This window comes from Sphingopyxis sp. YR583, from assembly GCF_900108295.1.
In the GTDB taxonomy this organism is placed as follows: domain Bacteria; phylum Pseudomonadota; class Alphaproteobacteria; order Sphingomonadales; family Sphingomonadaceae; genus Sphingopyxis.
In genome coordinates this window covers 260,066-278,687 of record NZ_FNWK01000004.1, presented here as the reverse complement: position 1 = coordinate 278,687, position 18,622 = coordinate 260,066, and the positions used below count along the sequence as shown (strand labels likewise).

Sequence of the window (18,622 nt, the reverse complement as noted above, 5' to 3'; positions counted from 1 at the left end):
CCACGAAAGGACTATATGATGGCTAAAGTGCTGGTGCTCTATTATTCGAGCTATGGTCATGTCGAACAGATGGCCGACGCCGTCGCCGACGGTGCGCGCGCTGCGGGCGCCGAAGTCGATATCCGCCGCGTCGCCGAAACCGCGCCCGCAGCGGTGGTGCAGGCCGCCGGTTTCAAGACCGACACCGCGCATCCGCTGCTGAGCGATCCGAACGAACTTGCGAACTATGACGCGGTTGTCGTCGGCACCCCGACGCGCTTCGGCCGCATGTCGAGCCAGATGGCGAGCTTCTGGGACACCGCGGGCGGCGTCTGGGCGCAGGGCAAGCTCAATGGCAAGGTCGGCGCGGCCTTCACCTCGACCGGATCGCAGCATGGCGGCCAGGAAACGACGCTCTTCTCGGTCCTCACGAACCTCATCCACTTCGGCATGACGATCGTCGGCCTCGATTACGGCTTTGCCGGCCAGATGGGCGTCGACGAAGTGAAGGGTGGCGCGCCCTATGGCGCGACGACGATCGCCGGCGGCGACGGTTCGCGCCAGCCGGGCGAAGCCGACCTTGCCGGTGCCCGCTATCTGGGCGAGCGCGTCGCGCGCACCGCCGCCAAGCTAATCGCCTGAACCGATGCGCCGTCTCCCGAGCCTCTTCCTTTCGCACGGCTCGCCGATGATGGCGCTCGAGCCCAGCCCGGCGCGAGACTTCCTCGCCGGGCTGGGCAACCAGTTACCGCGCCCCCGCGCGATCCTTCTTGTCTCGGCGCATCACGACGCGGCATATCAGGGCGGACGGGCAACGGTGACCGCATCGCCTGCGCCGCCGACGATCCACGATTTCGGCGGGTTTCCCGACGAACTTTTCGCCATGCGCTATCCCGCGCCGGGCGATCCGGCGCTGGCGGCGCGCGTCGTCGAGTTGCTCGCCGACCATGGCCTTGCCGTTACTGCCGATCCCGAACGCGGGCTCGACCATGGCGCATGGGTGCCGCTATCGCTCATCTATCCCGACGCCGATATCCCGGTCGTCCAGCTCTCGATCCACTCCAATGCTTCGCCCGAATGGCATTATGCGCTTGGGCAGGCGCTCGCGCCGCTTCGCGACGACGATGTGCTCATCATCGGGTCGGGCAGCATCACGCACAATCTGCGCGCGCTTTTCTCAGCCCGCCTGCCGATCGATGCCCCGGCGCCGGCGTGGGTCACCGATTTTACCGACTGGATCGCGGAACGAATGTCTGCAGGCGCTGTCGACGACGTGCTCAATAGCGTCGAACGGGCACCGCACGGCGCCGACAATCACCCGACACCGGACCATATATTGCCCTTGTTCGTCGCGATGGGTACGGGCGGGGTCTCGTTCAAATCCGAGCGGCTGCACCATAGCGTCACCTATGGCCTGCTCGCGATGGATGTTTACGCTTTCGACTGACCCGTGGGCCCTCTATAGCGCGCCATGCTTCTTTCAGATCGTGTTCTCTTCCTCGATGGCGAGGCCCTCGTCATCGACAAGCCCGCAGGCCTTCCTGTCGATGCGCCGCGTGACGGCAGCCTCAGTCTCGAGAACCATCTCGACCTGCTCAAGTTCGGCTTCAAACGCTGGCCGCTGGCAGTCCACCGGCTCGACCGCGACACCTCGGGCTGCCTGCTCCTTGCACGCAATCCCAAAGCGCACGGCCGCTTTACGCGCGCGTTCGAAGGGCGCGAGGTCGAAAAACAATATCTCGCAATCGTGGACGGCGTTCCTGACGGGGACGGCGGTACGATCGACATTGCGCTCGCCAAAGTGTCGACCGCCGAAGAGGGCTGGCGCATGGTCGGCGATCCCAAGGGCAAGCCTTCGGTATCGCATTGGGAAAAGCTCGCCGTCGTTGGCGACCGTGCGCTTCTGCGCTTCCGGCCCGAAACCGGACGCACCCACCAGCTGCGCGTCCATGCGCTCGAGGGCCTCGGCTTCCCCCTCGTGGGCGATCCCGTTTACGGCCGCGGCGGTACAAAGACCCGTACCCTCCTCCATGCCGAGCGGCTGGTCGTAAAACGTGACGTCAAGCCGCCAGTAATTGCGGAGGCTCCGTTTCCCGACAGCTTCATCGCCCTGGGCTTTTCGGAACCCGAGGGCGCGGCGCCGACCCGTGGCTGACATTCCCGAAAGCGCGATCAGCGAGAAATTTCTCGCGGGGTCGGGCCCCGGGGGACAGAATGTCAACAAGGTCGCAACGGCCTGCCAGCTGCGTGTCGATGTATTCGCGCTTGGCCTTGCGCCCGACGCCTATCGCCGGCTCAAGACGCTCGTCGGAAGCAAAATGACCTCAGCGGGCGAACTCGTCATTCTGGCGCGCAGCTTTCGAACGCAGGAGGCGAACCGTGCCGACGCCCGCGCACGATTGAACGAGCTTGTCGATGCGGCGCTCGTCCGCCCCGAAAGGCGCATCAAGACCAAACCGAGCAAGGCGGCCAAGGCAAAGCGCGTCGACAGCAAGAAGGCGCGCAGTACAGTGAAGGCCGGGCGCGGACGGGTGCGCGGAACAGACTGAGACGGTATAATGACGAGTCTCTATCGCCTCGATGCCCCCGCGAGCGCGATCGCGGCGGCGTTCGGCGCCGAGGCGGGGGATGACCCCTGGACCGGCGATTATGTCGCGCCCGCACGACCCGCGCCGGTGATCGTCAGCGACGGCCGCGGCGGGGCGCGCCGTTATCTGCGCCCGAAATTATGGGGCGTTCCGCCCCCGCCTCAGGGCACCCAGCCGGTCACGCATGTCCGCAACCTGCAGAGCCCCTTCTGGATCGGCACATTGCGTCATGCCGAACTGCGCTGCCTGATCCCCGCCACCGCCTTCGCCTACTGGTCGGGCAGCGAGCGAGCGCGACGGCAGCATTGGTTTTCGGTGCCGTCGCGGCCGGTGTTCGCTTTCGCGGGAATCCTGCGCCAGGGCGAGGACTGGCCGTGCTTTGCAATGCTCATGACCGATGCGAACCGGCTCGTGGCACATCATCAGCCGAAGGGCATGCCGGTGATCGTGCATCCGGAGGATTATGCCACATGGCTCGGCGGCGAATGGCGTGCCGCGGTTGCGCTGGCCATGCCCTTTCCCAGCCAGTTGATGGCGATTGGCGAAGCGCCTCCGGTATAGGCGAATTTCACCATATCGCTTCACCTTGCGATAACCAACGACGCCGTAAAAGCGGGCGAATCAAAAGATCAACGCAGGGACCAAGCCGTGTTGGGGAATCGTACCGTCGAAACCAGAAAGGCGCCCAAGGTCGGGCGCGGCGCCGAACGAGCGCCCGTCACCGCGCGCGCGCGTTTTCGTGAACCGGGGCTCAACCCCTTCGATGTCGAATTGTTCGATCTGTCGTCGACCGGCTTTCGCATGGTCACATCGTTCCGGCCGCAGATTGGCAAACATATCTGGGTAAACCTGCCGGGGCTCCAGCCGTTGGAAGCAGTGGTCCGCCGCGCCGACGGCAACAATTATGGCTGCGAATTCGTAAACCCGCTTCACGTGTCGGTCGCGGAACATCTGCAGGCACGACTTCGCGGCCAATAATTCCCGCGGTCAGCCCTCGGGCTTTTCCGACTTTTTCAGGATATGTTTCCACTCGGTGGGCGTGACGCGTCCGACCGACAGGCGCGACTGGCGAATGAGGTCCATGTCGGCAAGCGCCGGATCGGCCTTGATCGCGGCGAGCGTCACGGGATGCTTCAGCGCACGCACCGGCGCGACGCGAACGATGACCCAGGGCGAACCCTTTTCGGCGGTCGGGTCGGGCGAGGATTCCTCGGTGATCTCCATGATCCCGACGCATTCCTTCCCGATATTGCTGTGATAGAAGAGCGCCTCGTCGCCGACCTTCATCGCCATCAGGTTCAGCTTCGCGGTGTGATTGCGCACCCCGTCCCACATCCCCGTCCCGTCCTTGACGAGCTGTTCCCACGCATAGGCGTCGGGTTCGGATTTCATCAGCCAATATTGCTTTGCCATGGCGGCGGGCTTAGCCGAGCCACGCGCGCGACGAAACCGCCTTTTTCCCTTTAATCGCGGACGGGCAGCGCCTAAATCGCGACTCATGACGCGCCCCGCAGGCGCCGCCCCTTTCAGATGGACTTATCTTTCATGACCGCTGCCGTACCCGTCATTTCCATGTCGCTTCCCGCCGACCAGTTCGCGAAGGATTTCGGGGCGTCGTTCGAACGCTTCGGTTTCGCGATGATCACCGATCATGGCATCGACCCCGCGCTGATCGACGAAGCCTGGGACAAGGCGAAGGCCTTCTTCGCGCTGCCCGAAGGCACCAAGCGCGCCTATCATATCGCGGGCGGCGGCGGCGCGCGTGGCTATACCCCGTTCGGCACCGAAATCGCCAAGGGCGCAAAGGAAGTCGACCTCAAGGAATTCTGGCACGTCGGCCGCGACCTGCCCGCGGGCCACCGCCTTGCGGCGCAACAGCCGAACAATGTCTGGCCGAAGGAAGTCGAGGGCTTTCGCACGGCCTATGACAAATTGTTCGCCGAATTCGACCGCGTCGGCGCGCGCCTGCTGTCCGGCATCGCGCGCTATCTCGGCCTTGCGCCCGACTTCTTCGACGACACCGTCGCCGACGGCAACAGCGTGATGCGCCTGCTCCATTATCCGCCCGTCGAAGCCCCCGCGAAAGGCATCCGCGCCGAAGCGCATGAGGATATCAACACGATCACCCTGCTGCTCGGTGCCGAGGAAGCGGGTCTCGAAATCCTCGACAAGGACGGCAGCTGGCTTCCCGTCTCGCCCCCGCCGGGTGCGATGGCGGTCAATGTCGGCGACATGCTGCAGCGACTGACCAACAACAAGCTGCCCTCGACCACCCACCGCGTCCGCAACCCCGACGCCGGCCGGGCAAGCGTCGCGCGTTACTCGATGCCCTTCTTCCTTCATTTCCGTTCGGACTATCCGATCGAGACGCTCGAAAGCTGTGTCGATGCGTCGCATCCCAATCTTTACCCGACGCCGATCACCGCGGACGAATATTTGCAAGAACGGCTGCGTGAGATCGGGTTGAAAAAGTAAGTCGATGGCCGCGCTGGGGTGACGTTCTGCCATTCGTCATTCCGGTCCTGATCCGGAACGCTCGAAATCGGGCGCTCGCGCTGCACAGGCACGGCAACGAGAGTGCCTGCGCCATCCCCGAACGGAAGAATTAGGGTCAGGACCCATTGATTTGCGGAGATGGCTGTGATTCAGGCGACCACGAAGGAGCCTGAATTTGAGCGATTTATTCTGGCTGACGGACGAGCAGATGGCGCGTCTTCAGCCCTATTTTCCGAAGAGCCATGGCCGCAAGCGTGTCGATGACCGGCGGGTTTTGAGCGGCATTATCTTCGTCAACCGCAATGGGCTGAGGTGGCGCGATGCGCCGAGGGAGTATGGCCCGGCGAAGACGCTCTATAATCGCTGGAAGCGGTGGAGCGACAGGGGCATCTTCATCCGCATGATGGAGGGCTTGGCGACACCGCAGGCGCCAGAGCGCAAGACGATCATGATCGACGCGACCTATTTGAAGGCCCACCGCACGGCGTCGAGCCTTGGGGTAAAAAAGGGGGTCCGGGACGCCTGATCGGCCGCACGAAGGGCGGTATGAACACCAAGCTTCATGCCGTAACCGATGCAAATGGCCGCCCGATCAGCTTCTTCATGACCGCCGGGCAGGTCAGCGATTACACGGGCGCGGCCGCTTTGCTCGACAGTTTGCCCAAAGCGCAATGGATGCTCGCCGACCGGGGCTATGATGCCGACTGGTTCCGCGACGCCTTGCAGGAAAAGGGTATCACTCCCTGCATCCCGGGCCGGAAAATACGGAACAAGACCGTCAAATATGACAAGCGTCGCTACAAACGCCGCAACCGCATCGAGTCATGTTCGGTCGCCTCAAGGACTGGAGACGGGTCGCAACCCGCTATGATCGGTGCCGGAAGGCCTTCTTCTCCGCCGTCGCTCTCGCCGCGACCGTCATCTTCTGGCTCTGATCAATGAGTCCTGACCCTAAATTGACGGCATGGATTGCGCTGCGAAACCCCAGCCCTTGAGGTCGGAACTAGTGGCACGTTTCAACAGATCGGCAGCATCCTTTATCGTCCAGGCGCCAGCGCCCTTTATGTCGGCGAGCTCTTCCCAACCGATCGGCGCCGCAATGGGAGCGTTTTCACGAGCGCGAGCGGAATAGGGCATGATCGCGGTGCTTCCGCGCTGGTTGCGGAGGTAGTCGATGAAGATCTTCCCTTTGCGCTTCGCCTTGCTCATCGTCGCGACATAGCGCTCGGGCTCAGCGAGGCTCAGCGCCTCGGCGAAGCGCTTAGAGAAATCCTTGTGCGCGTCCCAGCTGTGCCCCGGAGCCACCGGCACGACGATGTGGACGCCCTTGCCGCCCGAGAGCATCGCGAAGCTGACGAGGCCGATGTCGGCGAGCTGGCGGCGAATATCGAGTGCCGCATTCTTCACGTCGGCGAAACCCAGCCCTTCGTCGGGGTCGAGGTCGAAGACCATGCGATCGGGCGCCTCGACGTCGTCGACATGGCTGTCCCAGCCGTGGAACTCGATCGTCCCCATCTGGACGCAGGCGAGCAGCCCGTCGGCGTCCTCGACATAGATATAATCCTCGTGCCCGCCGTCCTTTTCCCTGATCGGCACGTGGAGGACATGGTCGCCGAACGAGCCCGTGTCATGTTTCTGGAAGAAGCATTTCTTGCCGCGCCCCTGCGGGCAGCGGACGAGGCTGATCGGGCGGCGCGCGGTGTGCGGGAGCATCACGGGGGCGATCGCGGCGTAATAGTCGGCGAGGTCGCCCTTGGTCGCCTTCGCCTCGGGAAAGATCACGCGGTCGCGGCTGCTGATCGTCACGTCGGATTCGGGCGCGGGGGCGGGCTGTTCCACTTCCGGGGTCACGTCCTTTGCCTCCTTGTCACCGCGCAAACCGAGGAAACTTGCGTGGCGCACCGATCCGCTCGCGGTGAATTCGGCGAAAGCGATTTCGGCGATGAGGTCGGGTTTCAGCCAATGCACCTTGCGCGCCGATGCTGCGTCGACCTCGAGCGGCGCGGTTCTGCGTTCGCGGCTCGCGAATTTGCCGGCGAGGTGGGCCATCGTTTCGGTGTCGAAGCCGGTGCCGACATTGCCCTTGTAGACGAGAGTGTCGCCTTCGCGTTGCGCGAGCAGGAGCGAGGCGAAGGCGCGGCCCTTCGCCGATGACGGGTTCCAGCCGACGACCACGAATTCCTGCCGGCGGGTGCATTTGACCTTCACCCAGCTTTTGGTGCGGCGGCCGACATACGCCGCGTCGGCGCGTTTCGAGATGATGCCTTCCTGCCCCGCGCCGCACATCGCGGCGTAGAGCTTTTCGCCTGCGCCGATGACATGGTCGGCGACCGCGATCGGCGGCTGCGCTTCGCGGAGCAGCGCTTCGAGCCGCTCCTTGCGCTCGAGATTGCCGAGCCTGGCGAGCGATTTGCCGTCCTGCTCGAGCAGGTCGAAGGCGAACAGGTGAAGCTCGGTCGCGTCGTCCTGCGCGCCATGGCCGCGCTTGAGGACCGCCTGCAGCGACGAGAAGTCGGGGTTGCCGTCGCTGCCATAGGCGACGATCTCGCCGTCGATCAGGCAGGGCGGGAGATCGAGCGCGGCGATGTGGCGGACGAGCGGGGCGAATTTGTCGGTCCAGTCGAGGCCATTCCGGGTGAAGACCCGAACGTCCGATCCCGCTGCGGCGATTTCGGCGCGGTAGCCATCATATTTGATCTCATGGAACCAGCCGTTGCCAGAGGGCACGGCATCGACGAGCGTCGCGAGCTGGAGCGGGCGGAACTTGGGCGGTTTGCCTTTGGGTTTGGCTTTGGCGACCTTGCGGTTGTGCGTGGCGGCAGCGGCCATCTTCTTCGCGAACGCTTCGCCCTTGGCACCCTTTAGCGACTGCTCGCCGCCTTCGTCGCCCGCGATCTCGGCCATCGTGCGGCCGGTGAGGACGCTGGTGAGTTGCCGACCGACGAGATCGTCGGTGCCGCCGGCCCAGGCGTCGTCGACCTTGCGGAGGAGCCAGTTCTCGCGCTTTTCGCCCGGGCGCGGTTTCATGCGGACGAGCAGCCATTCGCCCTTCATCCGCTCGCCTTCCAACGTGAAATGGAGATGGCCCTTGCTTAAATCCTTCGCGCTCTTGCCTGCGACCGGGGCCCAGGTGCCGCGGTCCCACAGCATCACGCTGCCGCCGCCATATTCGCCCTTGGGGATCACACCTTCAAAGTCGGCGTATGACATCGGATGGTCTTCGGTACGCACCGCGAGGCGTTTGTCGGCGGGGTCGGCGCTGGGGCCCTTGGTCACCGCCCAGCTCTTGAGCACGCCGTCGACTTCAAGACGGAAGTCATAGTGGAGGCGCGTTGCGTCGTGCTTCTGGACGATGAAACGGTTGCCTGCTCCCTTTTCGACCTTGCCCGCGGGTTCGGGAGTCAGCTTGAAGTCGCGCTTCGCGTTATACTGAGCGAGGGGATCCGCACGCGCCATGTCAGGCGCGCTTTCGCGCCGCAGGCTTCTTCGCGGGCGCTTTCTTCGCTTCGGTCGCAGGCGCTTTCTTCTTGCCATCGACCGACGCCTTGAGCGCCGCCATCAGGTCGATGACATTCGAGCCGCCCTTGACCGGGCCCGGCTCTTCGACATCCTCGAGCACGCGCTTACCCTTCGCCTTCGCCTTCTTCGCGATCACGCGTTTCAGCGCGTCGACATAATGATTGTGGTAATCCGACGCGTCGAATTTGCCGCTCTTCTTGCCGATCAAGGTTTCGGCAAGATCGAGCAAATCGGCGTCGGGCTTGGCATTGCCGACATCGCGGAAGTAATTCGCCGCCTTGTTCACTTCGTCGGAGTAACGCAGCACTTCGAGGACGAGCCCCTTGCCGCAGGGGCGCAGGCCCACAAGCTGTTCCTGCCCGCGCACCGACAATTGGCCGAGCCCGACCTTCTTCGTGCGCTTAAGCGCCTCGCGGAGGACGATATAGGCTTCCTCGGCGAGTTCGTCGGCGGGGACGACATAGTAAGGCTTGGCATAATAGAGGATGTCGATGTCGCCGGCATCAACGAACTGGAGCAGTTCGAGCGTGCGCTTGCTGTCGAGCTTGACCGCCTCGATCTCTTCCTCGTCGAGCAGGACATAATTGCCTTTCGACGTTTCATAGCCTTTGACGATATCGTCGGTGTCGATCGGCCCGATGCCGGGCACCACCTTCTCATATTTGACCGGCTTGCCGCTCGGTTCGTGGATCTGGCGGAAACTGATCGCCGCGCCCGATTTGGTGGCGGCGTAAATCTCGACCGGGATCGACACCAGGGCAAGGCGGATCTGTCCTTTCCAATAGGCGCGTACAGCCATCGAAATCTCCCTTTCCATCTAGAAAATGCTCAAGCAGGTCTGGCGTTCCGTCACAGGCGAAGACCTCGACGCTCCGGGCGCGCGCCACGACTTCGGCGGCGGCCTGCTGGAACCTGCCGTGACGCCGTGCGTCACTTTATCGGGACGGGGATTGTCGAACCGCCGACAGCCTGCCCGCCACCTCATCCCTGCAGCCGGAAAGGAAATTGGTTTTGGCAAAAGGACCCAAAGCCGGAAAGACGGGAGAAAGCGCAACCGAAAAGGCCGGCAAGCGCAAGGCGGCCGCCAAGCTCAAGAAGCAGGTCGGCGCAAGCAAGACGATCGCGGACCCGCCGTCCGACCGGGAAAGCGATCTGGACCGGGCGCCGAAATGGCAGCCTCGCTTCCCAGGATCGGGGCGATTGCAGGGCAAGGCCGCGATCGTAACAGGAGGCGATAGCGGCATCGGCCGCGCCGTGTCGGCACTGTTCGCACGCGAAGGCGCCGATATCGCGATCGCCTATCACAGCAACAAGGACGACGCGGCGGAGACGGTGAAAATCGTCGAGGCCGAAGGCCGTCGCGCGATCGTCGTCAAGGCCGACATCGGCAATCCCAAGGCGGCCGAGAAGATCGTCAACGCCGCAATGAAGGCCTTCGGCCGGCTCGACATTCTCGTCAACAACGCAGGCGAGCAGCACCCTGCCGACGATATTCGCGATATCGCGCCCCGCCAGCTCGAACGGACGTTTCAGACAAATATCTTTGGAATGTTCTACCTCGTACAGGCTGCTCTTCCCTACCTCAAGAAGGGCGCCGCGATCATCAACTGCACCAGCGTAACCATGTATCAGGGAAGCGCGGGGTTGCTCGACTATAGTGCCACCAAAGGCGCCATTACGGCGTTCACCCGCTCGCTGAGCGAGAATCTGGTGGAAAAGGGAATCCGGGTGAACGCCGTCGCCCCGGGGCCTATATGGACGCCGCTCAATCCCCGCGGCGGCGCGCCGGTCGACAAGGTGAGGACCTTCGGTGAAAGCACCCCGATGAAACGCCCGGGCGAACCCAACGAAGTCGCGTCCTCTTTCCTGTTTCTCGCCTGCGACGACAGCAGTTACATGTCGGGACAGGTCCTGCACCCGAACGGCGGCACCATCGTTAACGGCTAGTCCTGTTTCAAGCGGAGGGTCGATGTGCGCCGAAGGGCCGGGCGCGCGGCTTGGCCCATTGCTTGTTTATGTTGTGCAGAATGTGAAGCTCGTTGGCGGCCGCGGCCCAAATATGTGCCTGCTTCTCGTCACCCTGCTGACGTGCAGCAGCGGCCCTTGCAAGAGCATGGGTCTCGGCGCCTTCGCCGTAGCTATCTTCTGCTTCAACGAGCGCGGCCCAGGTATCGTCGGTCAACAAGGCGGGCATCTCCATCCTCGGTAAAACCCCGAGCATCCCTAGCTGAAAGCAGGGCCCGTCGACTTGATCCATGTTGGATCGTCACTGTGAATTCGCGGCCATAAGGACTGTGACACATTCGTTGTCCGTATACGGAACCCATCGGATACCCCCGATGTTCTCTCTGTATGCGCCATCACAACGCCTTGATCGGATACCGCAGAAGTCATGCCCATGTTGGTGCGCTGGATGGGTGACGATCCTGCCATGACAAAAGAGGATCGCCTCGGGATCTTCATTCGCAAGCTCTTGAGCCATAGCCCGTTATCCGCTGACGACCAGCAGGCGATCCGCGACCTTCCCTTCAACATCCGCCGCCTCGAAGCGAACGAGCATATTTTGCGCGAAGGCGAGAAGGCGACGGTATGCCCCGTCCTGTTGCAAGGCTATGCCTATCGCCAGAAGACGTCCGCCGACGGGGGGCGCCAGATCGTTGCCCTTAAAATTCCGGGCGATGCACTCGATTTCCAGTCGCTTTATGTCGAAACGGCGGACCATAGCCTGCAAGCGCTGACGCCGGTGGAACTGGCGGTGTTCTCGATCAAGGACTTCGAGAAACTGGTCGCCCCGCGGCCCAACCTCGCGCGGGCCGTTCTCGTCGATATTCTGATCGAAGCCTCGATCGGCCGTGAGTGGCTCCTCAACATCGGCCGCCGCAACGCCCTGGCGCGGCTTGCCCACCTTCTTTGCGAGATCTTCTACCGCGTACAGCAGATCGCGCGGGAGGACGTCAGCGGGTTCGAATTGCCGTTGACGCAGGAGCAGCTGGCAGACTTGCTGGGGCTCACGCCCGTCCACATCAACCGGACGATCAAACTGCTGGAAGATGCCGGTGCGGTGCGACGCATTTCGCGGCGGCTTACCATCGGCGATCTTGGAATTCTGCGGCAAATGGCGGATTTTTCGGACCTTTACCTGCATCGAAACACCGTCTCGCCGGTTTAGTCCTGTGGAGACAGGAGACGACCCGACATGCCACGCTATTATTTTCATGTCTGCGATGGCACGCAAGACATCGACGATCAGGGCCATGAACTGCCCGACGACAATGCGGCACGGCACGAAGCGGTCCGTTACGGCGGCGGGCTTATCCACGACGATCCCTTGCTGCTGCTGAAGGATCAGGAGCTTCGGATCAATGTCACCAACGACGACGGGCAGCTTCGTTTCGCGGTCGTGATGATCGCCGTCGATGCCGATTGGCGCCCAGCCAATACCGCCAAACATCAAAAGCCAGCGAGCGACACGTAGATATGACGCCTCGCTGGCCTTCCACATTGTGGGTCGTGCGTCACGGCCAGAGCGCGGGCAATGTGGCGCGCGATGCCGCCGACGCGGCGGGCGACTTCCGCATTGCGCTCGACCACCGTGACGTTGACGTTCCCTTGTCCAGGCTGGGCGAAGAGCAATCGCGGGCGCTGGGGGAGTGGTTCGCCGAGGGCGAGGAAAATGGCCGCCCCGAGATCATGCTCGCTTCACCTTATCTTCGCGCCATCCAGACGGCGGAGATATTCCGCGGAGCCGGCGGGTGCGACGAACAGGAAAAAATCTGCGTTGACGAGCGGCTTCGCGAAAAGGAATTCGGGATATTGGACGGGCTCACGCATCGCGGGATCGAGGCGACCCATCCCGAACAAGCCGAGTTCCGGACCTTGCTCGGAAAATTCTACCATCGCCCGCCCGGGGGCGAAAGCTGGTGCGATGTCATCCTGCGCCTGAGGTCGCTCCTCGACACCGTTTCGCTTCATTATGGCGGTCGCCGCGTCATGATCGTCGCGCACCAGGTCGTGGTGCTGTGCCTGCGCACGATCATCGAAAATCTGGGCGAGAAGGAAATACTGGCCATCGACCGCGAGGGCGACGTGGCGAATTGCGCAATCACCGAATATCGGTTCGACCCGGCAAAGGGGCGCGACGGCAATCTCGTCCTCTCGCGCTACAATGTTACCGCGCCCATGACCGGCGAGGTCCCGGTGACGCGCGAACCTGATGCGATGGTCGCCGCCCGTGGCTGAATCCACACCGCTCAACACCGCCTGGCTGAAGGCGAATCCGCTCCCCGATCATCACGACAATGTCGACAAGAACGGGCGCGGCCGCGTTCTCGTCATCGGCGGATCGCGCCGCGTACCCGGCGGCATGCTGCTCACCGCGGAGGCAGCGTTCCGGGCCGGCGCCGGCAAAGTCACGATTGCGACAATCGCCTCGGCAGCCATACCGATCGGCATAGCCTTTCCAGCCTGCGCCGTACTGGCTCTCCCCGAAACCGAAGCAGGCGAGATTGCGCCCGATAGCGCCGATCTGGTCCTCGAGGAAATTCCCAATCACGACGCCATCGTCCTCGGGCCCGCGATGATCGACGAAGCGGGCGTGCGCACCCTTCTCGCCGATCTTCTTCCGAAGCTGCCAGACGACATGTTCCTGCTGCTCGACGCTTTCGCGCTCCGCGCTGCGGCCGACCATGTTGATGCAATCCGGGAACGCGGAGCACATATCGTGCTGACTCCGCACGAGGGTGAGCTTGCCGCCATGCTCGATCTTACCCGCGAAACCGTGACGGCCGATCCTCTGGCAGCGTTGACGAAAGCCGCCTCCACCTTTGGCTGCGCCGTGATGGTCAAGGGTTCGACCAGCCATCTGATGGTCGGCGACACCTGCCTTGCATATGCAGGCGGCGGCTTCGGCCTTGCGGTTAGCGGATCGGGAGATGTTCTCGCCGGGCTGATCGCCGGACTGGGTGCGCGAGGTCTGGCGCCGCTCGACGCCGCTGCATGGGGTATATGGCTCCACGGGGAAGCAGGCCGCCGCCTGTCGGAAACAATGGGGCCGCTCGGTTATCTTGCGCGGGAGCTTGCCCCGCTGGTGCCGGGGCTGATGCGCGGGGTCGCCTGAGAAACGAAAGGCTCCGCCTGGTGGGGCGGAGCCTTTCAGGCCTCTGCTGCGGGAGCCGCGAGCGAGAGTCCCCCTGACACTCGCTCGTGGGTCGCTAACGAACGATTGCCCGTCCCGTGGCTAGACATGTGGCCGATGTTCCGAAACAACCTGGGTTAAGTTGTGGAGGCATAAAAAGCCGGGCCGCGACGGATCGCGACCCGGCCAAAAGCGCGCAGCAATGCGCGTCTTTTGTTTAGCGGTTCTGACGATTCTGATCGTCATTGCCATCCTGCTGCCGATCGTCACCATCCTGACCCGGCTGGCGACGGTTCACGTCGTCCTGCTGTTCCTGCTGACGATCCTGACCGGGGTTCTTGTTCGGCTGATTGCCCTGCTGGTTGGGGTTCTGCGACATCGGGACATCCTCTTCTTCGATTGCGCCTGCGGGGGAGCAGACCTCCGCGAGACGCGCCGCCAAACGCGATTGTTCCCCCGAAAACCACCGTCTTGATCCATGTTATGACGATTTCGGAAAATCAGCATTACGCGCGCCGCGACGGCAACTTCGGCGGGTTCACCCGGTTGATCCTGTGCAACCAGATGGAGAAACATCATGAGCGTCAAAGGCAAGATCAAGGAAGCCGCCGGCTATGCGAAGGAAGAAGCCTATGAGAATGGCGCCTCCCCGGAAAGCCAGCGCAAGGCCCAGGAAGGCCGCGGTCTTCGGAACGAAGGTCGTCTCGAAGATGGCAAGGCACCCAAGACCGGCAAGCCGGGCACCGGCAACTAATCCCTTCCCCGCGAAGCGCGCCCGACGCTTCGGACTTGGCCCGCTTCGACGGGCCTTTTTGTTATGCGGCGGTTGCATTCGGCGCACTAAAAAAGGCGGCCCGGAAGGCCGCCTTGTCGAAGAGGGAGCGCCAAGTATCACCCGGCGCTCCCGATATCTGAAATGCTCAGGGCAATGTACGGCGACCGCCGCGCCCGAACAGGATGCCGACGACAAAGAGCACCGCCGCGATAACCAGCAGGATCTTGGCGAAATCGGCGGACAGACCCGCGATGCCGCCGAAGCCGAGAAGCGCGGCGATGAGGGCAATCACCGCGAAGATAATGGCGTAACGAAACATGGCATTCTCCCTTTTTTTGGTGCGCAAAATTCCGATGCCTTGAACATGGTCCAAAGCCCGCGACCGCGGCCGCAATGTCATTTTGCATCGATGAGCCGTTAACGCTGTACGGACGGCAAAGTTCCGGCAGCCGGCAAGGCAACGCGACCCGCCTTGCGGCGTTGAACCCATGCGAGGGGCCACCAAAAAGCCAGGACGATTTATGGCCCGCCTTCTTCTGTCGATGACCTTGTTTCTTGTTGTCGCGGCCGCAGCACTGTCGCTTCAGTCATGCAAGAGCCCGACAACCGAACCGGTGCAGCGTGCGCCGGCGACCGATCTGGTTGTGCTCCCTGACGGTGCGACGATGATCGCGAAGCCGGGCAGTCTCGAGCGGGAAATCGCCGAATGGGTCGCCCAAGGCCGCGGGGTCGAAGCCCGCTTCCACATCCCCGCCGAAGCTTTCGAGAAGGACGGTACCACGCTTTCGCCGCACGCCCTCGGCCAAATGGCGAGGATTGCCGATATCCTCAAAGCTGCGCCCGACACGCGCCTCATTTTCAGAACCGACAGCGATGGCGTTAGCGAGCGGCGCGCCGATGCCCTCGCCCGCTTCCTCGAGCAGCGCGGAATTACGAAGGGTCGCGTCAGGATCATGTCCACGACCGAGCAAGCCGCCGCTACGAATGGCTTTGAGTTCGATATCCGGCGTTCGGTGCTGGCCGAAATCGCAACGGGCTAAAGACGGCCCCTATATCGTCGGCGCGTCAGGCAAGATCGCCCGCACGTAGCGGCAAGCTGATCATGGCGCGGGTGCCGGCCCCCGTGGCAGGAACCGGACCATAATACACTTTCCCACGATGCGTACGGCCGAGCGCGTCGATCAGCCGGGTTCCGAGACCCGTCCCCCTGACGGCACCATCTGCCGGAAGGCCAACTCCATCGTCCTCCACCGCCAGTTCAAGAAGGTCCTCCCCACCGGCGCGGAGGACGATACGAATGACCCCACCATGTTCTTCGCCATAGGCGTATTTGCACGCGTTGCTCACCCACTCATTTGTGATCATCCCGAGCGCGACAGCCTTGTCGGTACAGAGACGCACCGGGTCAGCCGAGACTTCGATCATGCGATGCGCGTCCCCGTTCGACCAGCTCGCCGCAAGGTCAGCGGCAAGCCCCGCGAGATAGTCGTCCATCGCGACATATTCGACATCATCCGTCGTGTAGAGCCGTCGGTTGACCTGAGCGATCGTCGCGATCCGCGCCTGCGTCTTTTCGAGCGTTTCGCGCGCGGCGCTGTCGCCGAGGGTTTTCGCCTGCAGCGCGATGAAGGACATGACCATCTGAAGATTGTTCGCGACGCGGTGATTGACCTCCTTCAGCAGCGCCTCGAGCCGCAAATTGCTCGCGCGCAATTCCTCCTCGGCCCGTCGCCGCTCACGGCGAAGCTCGGCCCGGTCCAGAACCTGTTCAAAACTGTTCGCGAGAAGGTCGAAGAAATCCTCGCCTACCGATTTTACGACATAGTCGTCGGCCCCGGACTTCAGCGCGGCGACCGCGATGCGGCTTTCCTCGGAACCGGTGACATAGACAACCGGCGGACAATCGGGAAGCGCACGCAGCGCCTCCAGCGTCGAGAGGCCGTCCTGCCCGGGCATATAATGGTCGACTGCAATCAGGTCATGCCCGCCCTCCTTCGTCATAGCGATGCCTTCCGCACCGCTGGCGGCGAGGCTTACCTCGAAGCCTTTTCGGGCGAGCGCACGCGACACAAGGCGGCGGATGCCGTCATCGTCATCGATATAGAGAATATGGGGCAAGCAGGCCTCAGGCAGGATCGGGATCGGGGACCTGGATCACCGACAGGAAGAGACCGAGCTGCCGGATGGCGTCGGCGAAATTCTCATAGTTCACCGGCTTGGTGATGTAGACGTTGCAGCCGAGATCGTAGCAGCGCTGGATCTCGATCTTGTCATCGGTCGTGGTCAGGACCACGACGGGAGTCCGGCGGAGCGGGCTGCCATCGCCCTTGATCTTAGCCAATATGTCGGTGCCGCTCATGTCGGGCAGGTTGAGATCGAGCAGGATCAGTGCCGGGCCGTTGCGGACCGGACCATGATCGCTGTCGTACAGGAACGACAGCGCGGAAGTGCCGTCGAGGAAATGATGGATCGTGTTCGAGATACCGGCGCGCCGGATATTTTTCTCGATGAGGCGCGCATGCCCCTCATCGTCCTCGATCATCACGATATTGACGGGTAGTTGGTCAGGCATCCTCTTCTCCGCTTTGCCATTCGATGGGCAGGATCAGCCGGAAGGTGGACCCCGCACCCAATTCGGACTGGACTTCGATAAAGCCGCCGAGGCGATATGCCAGCGCCCGGGCGTGAGCAAGCCCGATCCCCTCGCCCGGCTGATCTTGCGCGCCCGAGCGGCGGAACAGATCGAAAATCCGTTCATGATCGCGCGGCTCTATGCCGCGACCATTGTCGGCAACCGATACCCAGGCGCGTCCGAGGTCGCTGCCGCCGGTTACCTCGATCACGCCCGGCCGTCCCGGCTCCAGATATTTGAGCGCATTCTCAACAAGATTGGACAGGATCTGCTCGACGGCGACGCGGTCGTTGACCACCTTCGGCAAAGTATCGACGTGGAGACTTGTGCCCGTCTCGTCAATGCGGTGGCGGAGGCTTCCAACGATACCCTGCACCACCTCGCCGAGATCGAGCGTCTCCGGCGCGAGCGTCCGGCGTCCCTGACGCGACAGGTTCAGGATCGCATTGATGAGCCGATCCATTTTCTGCGTCGATGAGCGGATGAAGCCGATCGCTTCGGGAAGATCCTCCTCGATCGCGAGCCGTGTCGTCGCGTCAGGCGCCGACCACCCCTCGGCGTCGCTCTTGCTTACATAGCCCGCGATCGACTGACGGGCTGTTTCGAGTTCGGCGGTGAAACCCATGACATTGACGAGCGGCGAGCGAAGGTCGTGGCTGACGATATAGGCAAAGCGCTGGATTTCGGCATTCGCGCGCTTGAGTTCGCCAGTGCGGGCATCAACGAGTTGCTCGAGCCCTTCGTTGAGGTAACGAAGCTCTGCACGCGACGCGCGAAGCTCGGCGAGGTTCCGCCGTACAAGCCAGAGCGTGACACCTGCAACGACGAGAATGAGGAAGCCGGTCGCAACGAGCATGGCGCCGAAGAGGCGCTGCATCGTCCGCTGCTGCGCCTCGCGGGCGCGAAGCAATCCCACCTCTTCCGCGATCATCGCTTCGACGACGCTGCGCATCTCCCGAATGCGCAGGACTGCAGGATCGGTCATGAAGCCGGCGACCATGTCTCCACGCGCCGCGCCGGAGAGTTGCTGGGCCTTCTGGCGATAGGCCGCATATTCATCGAGAAGCGTGCGAAGGCGCTCTACACGTGCGCGTTGTGCGGGATTGTCGGCGATGCGCTGCGAAAGCTCTTCAAGGCGCATCCGCGCTGCCGTTTCGGTATCGTCGATGACAGGCAAAAAATCCGGGTTCGCCGTCAGCAACAATCCGCGCCGGGCGGTTTCGAGACGCTCTGCTGCACTGGCAAATCCACCAAGACTCGTCTCGACTGAAAGCGTGTGCGCAACTAGCGCCGAACTCTCCTCATTCTGACGCTGGATCCAGAAGGTGGCGACGGCCGCCGCCAGAAGCGCCGCAAAGCCAAGCGTCAGCAGGCCGATGATCAGCCTGCTCGCGCGCGCATCGCGCCCAAGCGCCCCTATTCGCGTCGATTCCATACCCCCTCTTTCCGGTCATTCCACCAGCGGTTCGACGCCGTTGATGGCGGCCGTACCCTATCGC

General features: G+C 63.0%; 23 protein-coding genes and 1 pseudogene. 15 read left to right on the top strand and 9 right to left on the bottom strand.

Annotation, left to right across the window (positions count from 1 at the left end):
- Positions 1–18 precede the first annotated feature (18 nt).
- The 6 genes from wrbA (at position 19) to BLW56_RS18700 (ending at position 3,545) form a co-directional block, all read left to right on the top strand.
- Positions 19–621, top strand: a complete 603-nt coding sequence (gene wrbA / locus BLW56_RS18725; RefSeq protein ID WP_093512631.1) for an NAD(P)H:quinone oxidoreductase — start codon at positions 19–21, stop codon at positions 619–621.
- Between the two features lie 4 nt (positions 622–625).
- Positions 626–1,426: a DODA-type extradiol aromatic ring-opening family dioxygenase gene (locus tag BLW56_RS18720; RefSeq protein ID WP_093512540.1), complete on the top strand. Its 801-nt coding sequence runs from the start codon at positions 626–628 to the stop codon at positions 1,424–1,426.
- 24 nt (positions 1,427–1,450) lie between these two features.
- Positions 1,451–2,134, top strand: a complete 684-nt coding sequence (locus BLW56_RS18715; protein WP_093512538.1) for an RluA family pseudouridine synthase — start codon at positions 1,451–1,453, stop codon at positions 2,132–2,134.
- Entirely contained in the window at positions 2,127–2,528 is a 402-nt protein-coding gene (gene arfB / locus BLW56_RS18710; protein ID WP_093512536.1) for an alternative ribosome rescue aminoacyl-tRNA hydrolase ArfB, read from the top strand. Before BLW56_RS18715 ends, arfB begins: the two co-directional genes overlap by 8 nt.
- Before the next feature lie 9 nt (positions 2,529–2,537).
- Positions 2,538–3,128, top strand: coding sequence for an SOS response-associated peptidase family protein (locus tag BLW56_RS18705; protein WP_093512534.1), 591 nt, complete (start codon positions 2,538–2,540; stop codon positions 3,126–3,128).
- A gap of 87 nt (positions 3,129–3,215) precedes the next feature.
- Entirely contained in the window at positions 3,216–3,545 is a 330-nt protein-coding gene (locus BLW56_RS18700; protein WP_177176031.1) for a PilZ domain-containing protein, read from the top strand.
- Positions 3,546–3,554: 9 nt separating this feature from the next.
- Here BLW56_RS18700 and BLW56_RS18695 read toward each other — a convergent pair whose 3' ends face one another.
- Positions 3,555–3,980 (bottom strand): EVE domain-containing protein, encoded by a 426-nt coding sequence (locus BLW56_RS18695; protein ID WP_093512530.1) that lies wholly within the window; start codon positions 3,978–3,980, stop codon positions 3,555–3,557.
- 132 nt (positions 3,981–4,112) lie between these two features.
- Between BLW56_RS18695 and BLW56_RS18690 the strand changes: the two genes are divergently transcribed.
- Positions 4,113–5,042: an isopenicillin N synthase family dioxygenase gene (locus tag BLW56_RS18690; protein WP_093512528.1), complete on the top strand. Its 930-nt coding sequence runs from the start codon at positions 4,113–4,115 to the stop codon at positions 5,040–5,042.
- A 196-nt stretch (positions 5,043–5,238) separates the two neighbouring features.
- Positions 5,239–5,998: pseudogene (locus tag BLW56_RS18685) on the top strand (IS5 family transposase).
- Positions 5,999–6,014: 16 nt separating this feature from the next.
- Here BLW56_RS18685 and ligD read toward each other — a convergent pair.
- Positions 6,015–8,519 carry a DNA ligase D gene (gene ligD / locus BLW56_RS18680; RefSeq protein ID WP_093512526.1) on the bottom strand — a complete coding sequence of 835 codons (2,505 nt, stop codon included), beginning with the start codon at positions 8,517–8,519 and terminating at the stop codon, positions 6,015–6,017.
- A gap of 1 nt (position 8,520) precedes the next feature.
- Entirely contained in the window at positions 8,521–9,381 is an 861-nt protein-coding gene (locus tag BLW56_RS18675; protein WP_093512524.1) for a non-homologous end joining protein Ku, read from the bottom strand.
- 320 nt (positions 9,382–9,701) lie between these two features.
- Here BLW56_RS18675 and BLW56_RS18670 point away from each other — a divergent pair, with 320 nt between their 5' ends.
- Positions 9,702–10,529 (top strand): SDR family oxidoreductase, encoded by an 828-nt coding sequence (locus BLW56_RS18670; protein WP_093512629.1) that lies wholly within the window; start codon positions 9,702–9,704, stop codon positions 10,527–10,529.
- A gap of 7 nt (positions 10,530–10,536) precedes the next feature.
- Here the strand turns inward: BLW56_RS18670 and BLW56_RS18665 are convergent, their stop codons facing one another.
- Positions 10,537–10,764: a hypothetical protein gene (locus tag BLW56_RS18665; protein ID WP_143043512.1), complete on the bottom strand. Its 228-nt coding sequence runs from the start codon at positions 10,762–10,764 to the stop codon at positions 10,537–10,539.
- Between the two features lie 210 nt (positions 10,765–10,974).
- On the opposite strand from BLW56_RS18665, the gene BLW56_RS18660 reads away from it, so the two are divergent.
- From BLW56_RS18660 to BLW56_RS18645, 4 genes are read left to right on the top strand one after another with little or no spacing between them, the layout of a single operon-like run.
- Positions 10,975–11,751: a Crp/Fnr family transcriptional regulator gene (locus tag BLW56_RS18660; protein ID WP_093512521.1), complete on the top strand. Its 777-nt coding sequence runs from the start codon at positions 10,975–10,977 to the stop codon at positions 11,749–11,751.
- Between the two features lie 27 nt (positions 11,752–11,778).
- Entirely contained in the window at positions 11,779–12,057 is a 279-nt protein-coding gene (locus tag BLW56_RS18655) for a DUF6894 family protein (RefSeq protein WP_093512519.1), read from the top strand.
- Between the two features lie 2 nt (positions 12,058–12,059).
- On the top strand, positions 12,060–12,821 hold the full coding sequence (locus BLW56_RS18650) for a histidine phosphatase family protein (RefSeq protein WP_093512517.1): 762 nt from the start codon (positions 12,060–12,062) through the stop codon (positions 12,819–12,821).
- Positions 12,814–13,698: an NAD(P)H-hydrate dehydratase gene (locus BLW56_RS18645; RefSeq protein ID WP_256203673.1), complete on the top strand. Its 885-nt coding sequence runs from the start codon at positions 12,814–12,816 to the stop codon at positions 13,696–13,698. Before BLW56_RS18650 ends, BLW56_RS18645 begins: the two co-directional genes overlap by 8 nt.
- A gap of 235 nt (positions 13,699–13,933) precedes the next feature.
- On the opposite strand, the gene BLW56_RS20695 is transcribed toward BLW56_RS18645, so the two are convergent.
- Entirely contained in the window at positions 13,934–14,095 is a 162-nt protein-coding gene (locus BLW56_RS20695; RefSeq protein WP_177176029.1) for a hypothetical protein, read from the bottom strand.
- 198 nt (positions 14,096–14,293) lie between these two features.
- Between BLW56_RS20695 and BLW56_RS20690 the strand changes: the two genes are divergently transcribed.
- Entirely contained in the window at positions 14,294–14,470 is a 177-nt protein-coding gene (locus BLW56_RS20690) for a hypothetical protein (RefSeq protein ID WP_177176028.1), read from the top strand.
- Positions 14,471–14,636: 166 nt separating this feature from the next.
- Here BLW56_RS20690 and BLW56_RS18635 read toward each other — a convergent pair whose 3' ends face one another.
- On the bottom strand, positions 14,637–14,810 hold the full coding sequence (locus BLW56_RS18635; RefSeq protein WP_093512511.1) for a DUF1328 domain-containing protein: 174 nt from the start codon (positions 14,808–14,810) through the stop codon (positions 14,637–14,639).
- A 202-nt stretch (positions 14,811–15,012) separates the two neighbouring features.
- On the opposite strand from BLW56_RS18635, the gene BLW56_RS18630 reads away from it, so the two are divergent.
- Complete coding sequence (locus BLW56_RS18630) at positions 15,013–15,531, top strand: hypothetical protein (RefSeq protein WP_093512509.1); 519 nt, start codon at positions 15,013–15,015, stop codon at positions 15,529–15,531.
- A gap of 25 nt (positions 15,532–15,556) precedes the next feature.
- Here BLW56_RS18630 and BLW56_RS18625 read toward each other — a convergent pair whose 3' ends face one another.
- The 3 genes from BLW56_RS18625 to BLW56_RS18615 are packed head-to-tail and all read right to left on the bottom strand — an operon-like array spanning position 15,557 to position 18,558.
- A complete protein-coding gene (locus tag BLW56_RS18625; RefSeq protein WP_218140555.1) occupies positions 15,557–16,609 on the bottom strand; it encodes a response regulator in 1,053 nt (350 codons plus the stop codon).
- Positions 16,610–16,616: 7 nt separating this feature from the next.
- Entirely contained in the window at positions 16,617–17,063 is a 447-nt protein-coding gene (locus tag BLW56_RS18620) for a response regulator (RefSeq protein ID WP_093512505.1), read from the bottom strand.
- Entirely contained in the window at positions 17,056–18,558 is a 1,503-nt protein-coding gene (locus tag BLW56_RS18615; protein ID WP_093512504.1) for a sensor histidine kinase, read from the bottom strand. The genes BLW56_RS18620 and BLW56_RS18615 overlap by 8 nt, the downstream gene beginning before the upstream one ends.
- Between the last annotated feature and the right edge of the window lie 64 nt (positions 18,559–18,622).

Coding starts and splice junctions, on each gene's coding strand:
- wrbA (WP_093512631.1), top strand. CDS start 19: ATGGCTAAAGTGCTGGTGCTCTATTATTCGAGCTATGGTCATGTCGAA.
- BLW56_RS18720 (WP_093512540.1), top strand. CDS start 626: ATGCGCCGTCTCCCGAGCCTCTTCCTTTCGCACGGCTCGCCGATGATG.
- BLW56_RS18715 (WP_093512538.1), top strand. CDS start 1,451: ATGCTTCTTTCAGATCGTGTTCTCTTCCTCGATGGCGAGGCCCTCGTC.
- BLW56_RS18705 (WP_093512534.1), top strand. CDS start 2,538: ATGACGAGTCTCTATCGCCTCGATGCCCCCGCGAGCGCGATCGCGGCG.
- BLW56_RS18695 (WP_093512530.1), bottom strand. CDS start 3,980: ATGGCAAAGCAATATTGGCTGATGAAATCCGAACCCGACGCCTATGCG.
- BLW56_RS18690 (WP_093512528.1), top strand. CDS start 4,113: ATGACCGCTGCCGTACCCGTCATTTCCATGTCGCTTCCCGCCGACCAG.
- ligD (WP_093512526.1), bottom strand. CDS start 8,519: ATGGCGCGTGCGGATCCCCTCGCTCAGTATAACGCGAAGCGCGACTTC.
- BLW56_RS18675 (WP_093512524.1), bottom strand. CDS start 9,381: ATGGCTGTACGCGCCTATTGGAAAGGACAGATCCGCCTTGCCCTGGTG.
- BLW56_RS18660 (WP_093512521.1), top strand. CDS start 10,975: ATGCCCATGTTGGTGCGCTGGATGGGTGACGATCCTGCCATGACAAAA.
- BLW56_RS18655 (WP_093512519.1), top strand. CDS start 11,779: ATGCCACGCTATTATTTTCATGTCTGCGATGGCACGCAAGACATCGAC.
- BLW56_RS18650 (WP_093512517.1), top strand. CDS start 12,060: ATGACGCCTCGCTGGCCTTCCACATTGTGGGTCGTGCGTCACGGCCAG.
- BLW56_RS20695 (WP_177176029.1), bottom strand. CDS start 14,095: ATGTCGCAGAACCCCAACCAGCAGGGCAATCAGCCGAACAAGAACCCC.
- BLW56_RS20690 (WP_177176028.1), top strand. CDS start 14,294: ATGAGCGTCAAAGGCAAGATCAAGGAAGCCGCCGGCTATGCGAAGGAA.
- BLW56_RS18635 (WP_093512511.1), bottom strand. CDS start 14,810: ATGTTTCGTTACGCCATTATCTTCGCGGTGATTGCCCTCATCGCCGCG.
- BLW56_RS18630 (WP_093512509.1), top strand. CDS start 15,013: ATGGCCCGCCTTCTTCTGTCGATGACCTTGTTTCTTGTTGTCGCGGCC.
- BLW56_RS18620 (WP_093512505.1), bottom strand. CDS start 17,063: ATGCCTGACCAACTACCCGTCAATATCGTGATGATCGAGGACGATGAG.
- BLW56_RS18615 (WP_093512504.1), bottom strand. CDS start 18,558: ATGGAATCGACGCGAATAGGGGCGCTTGGGCGCGATGCGCGCGCGAGC.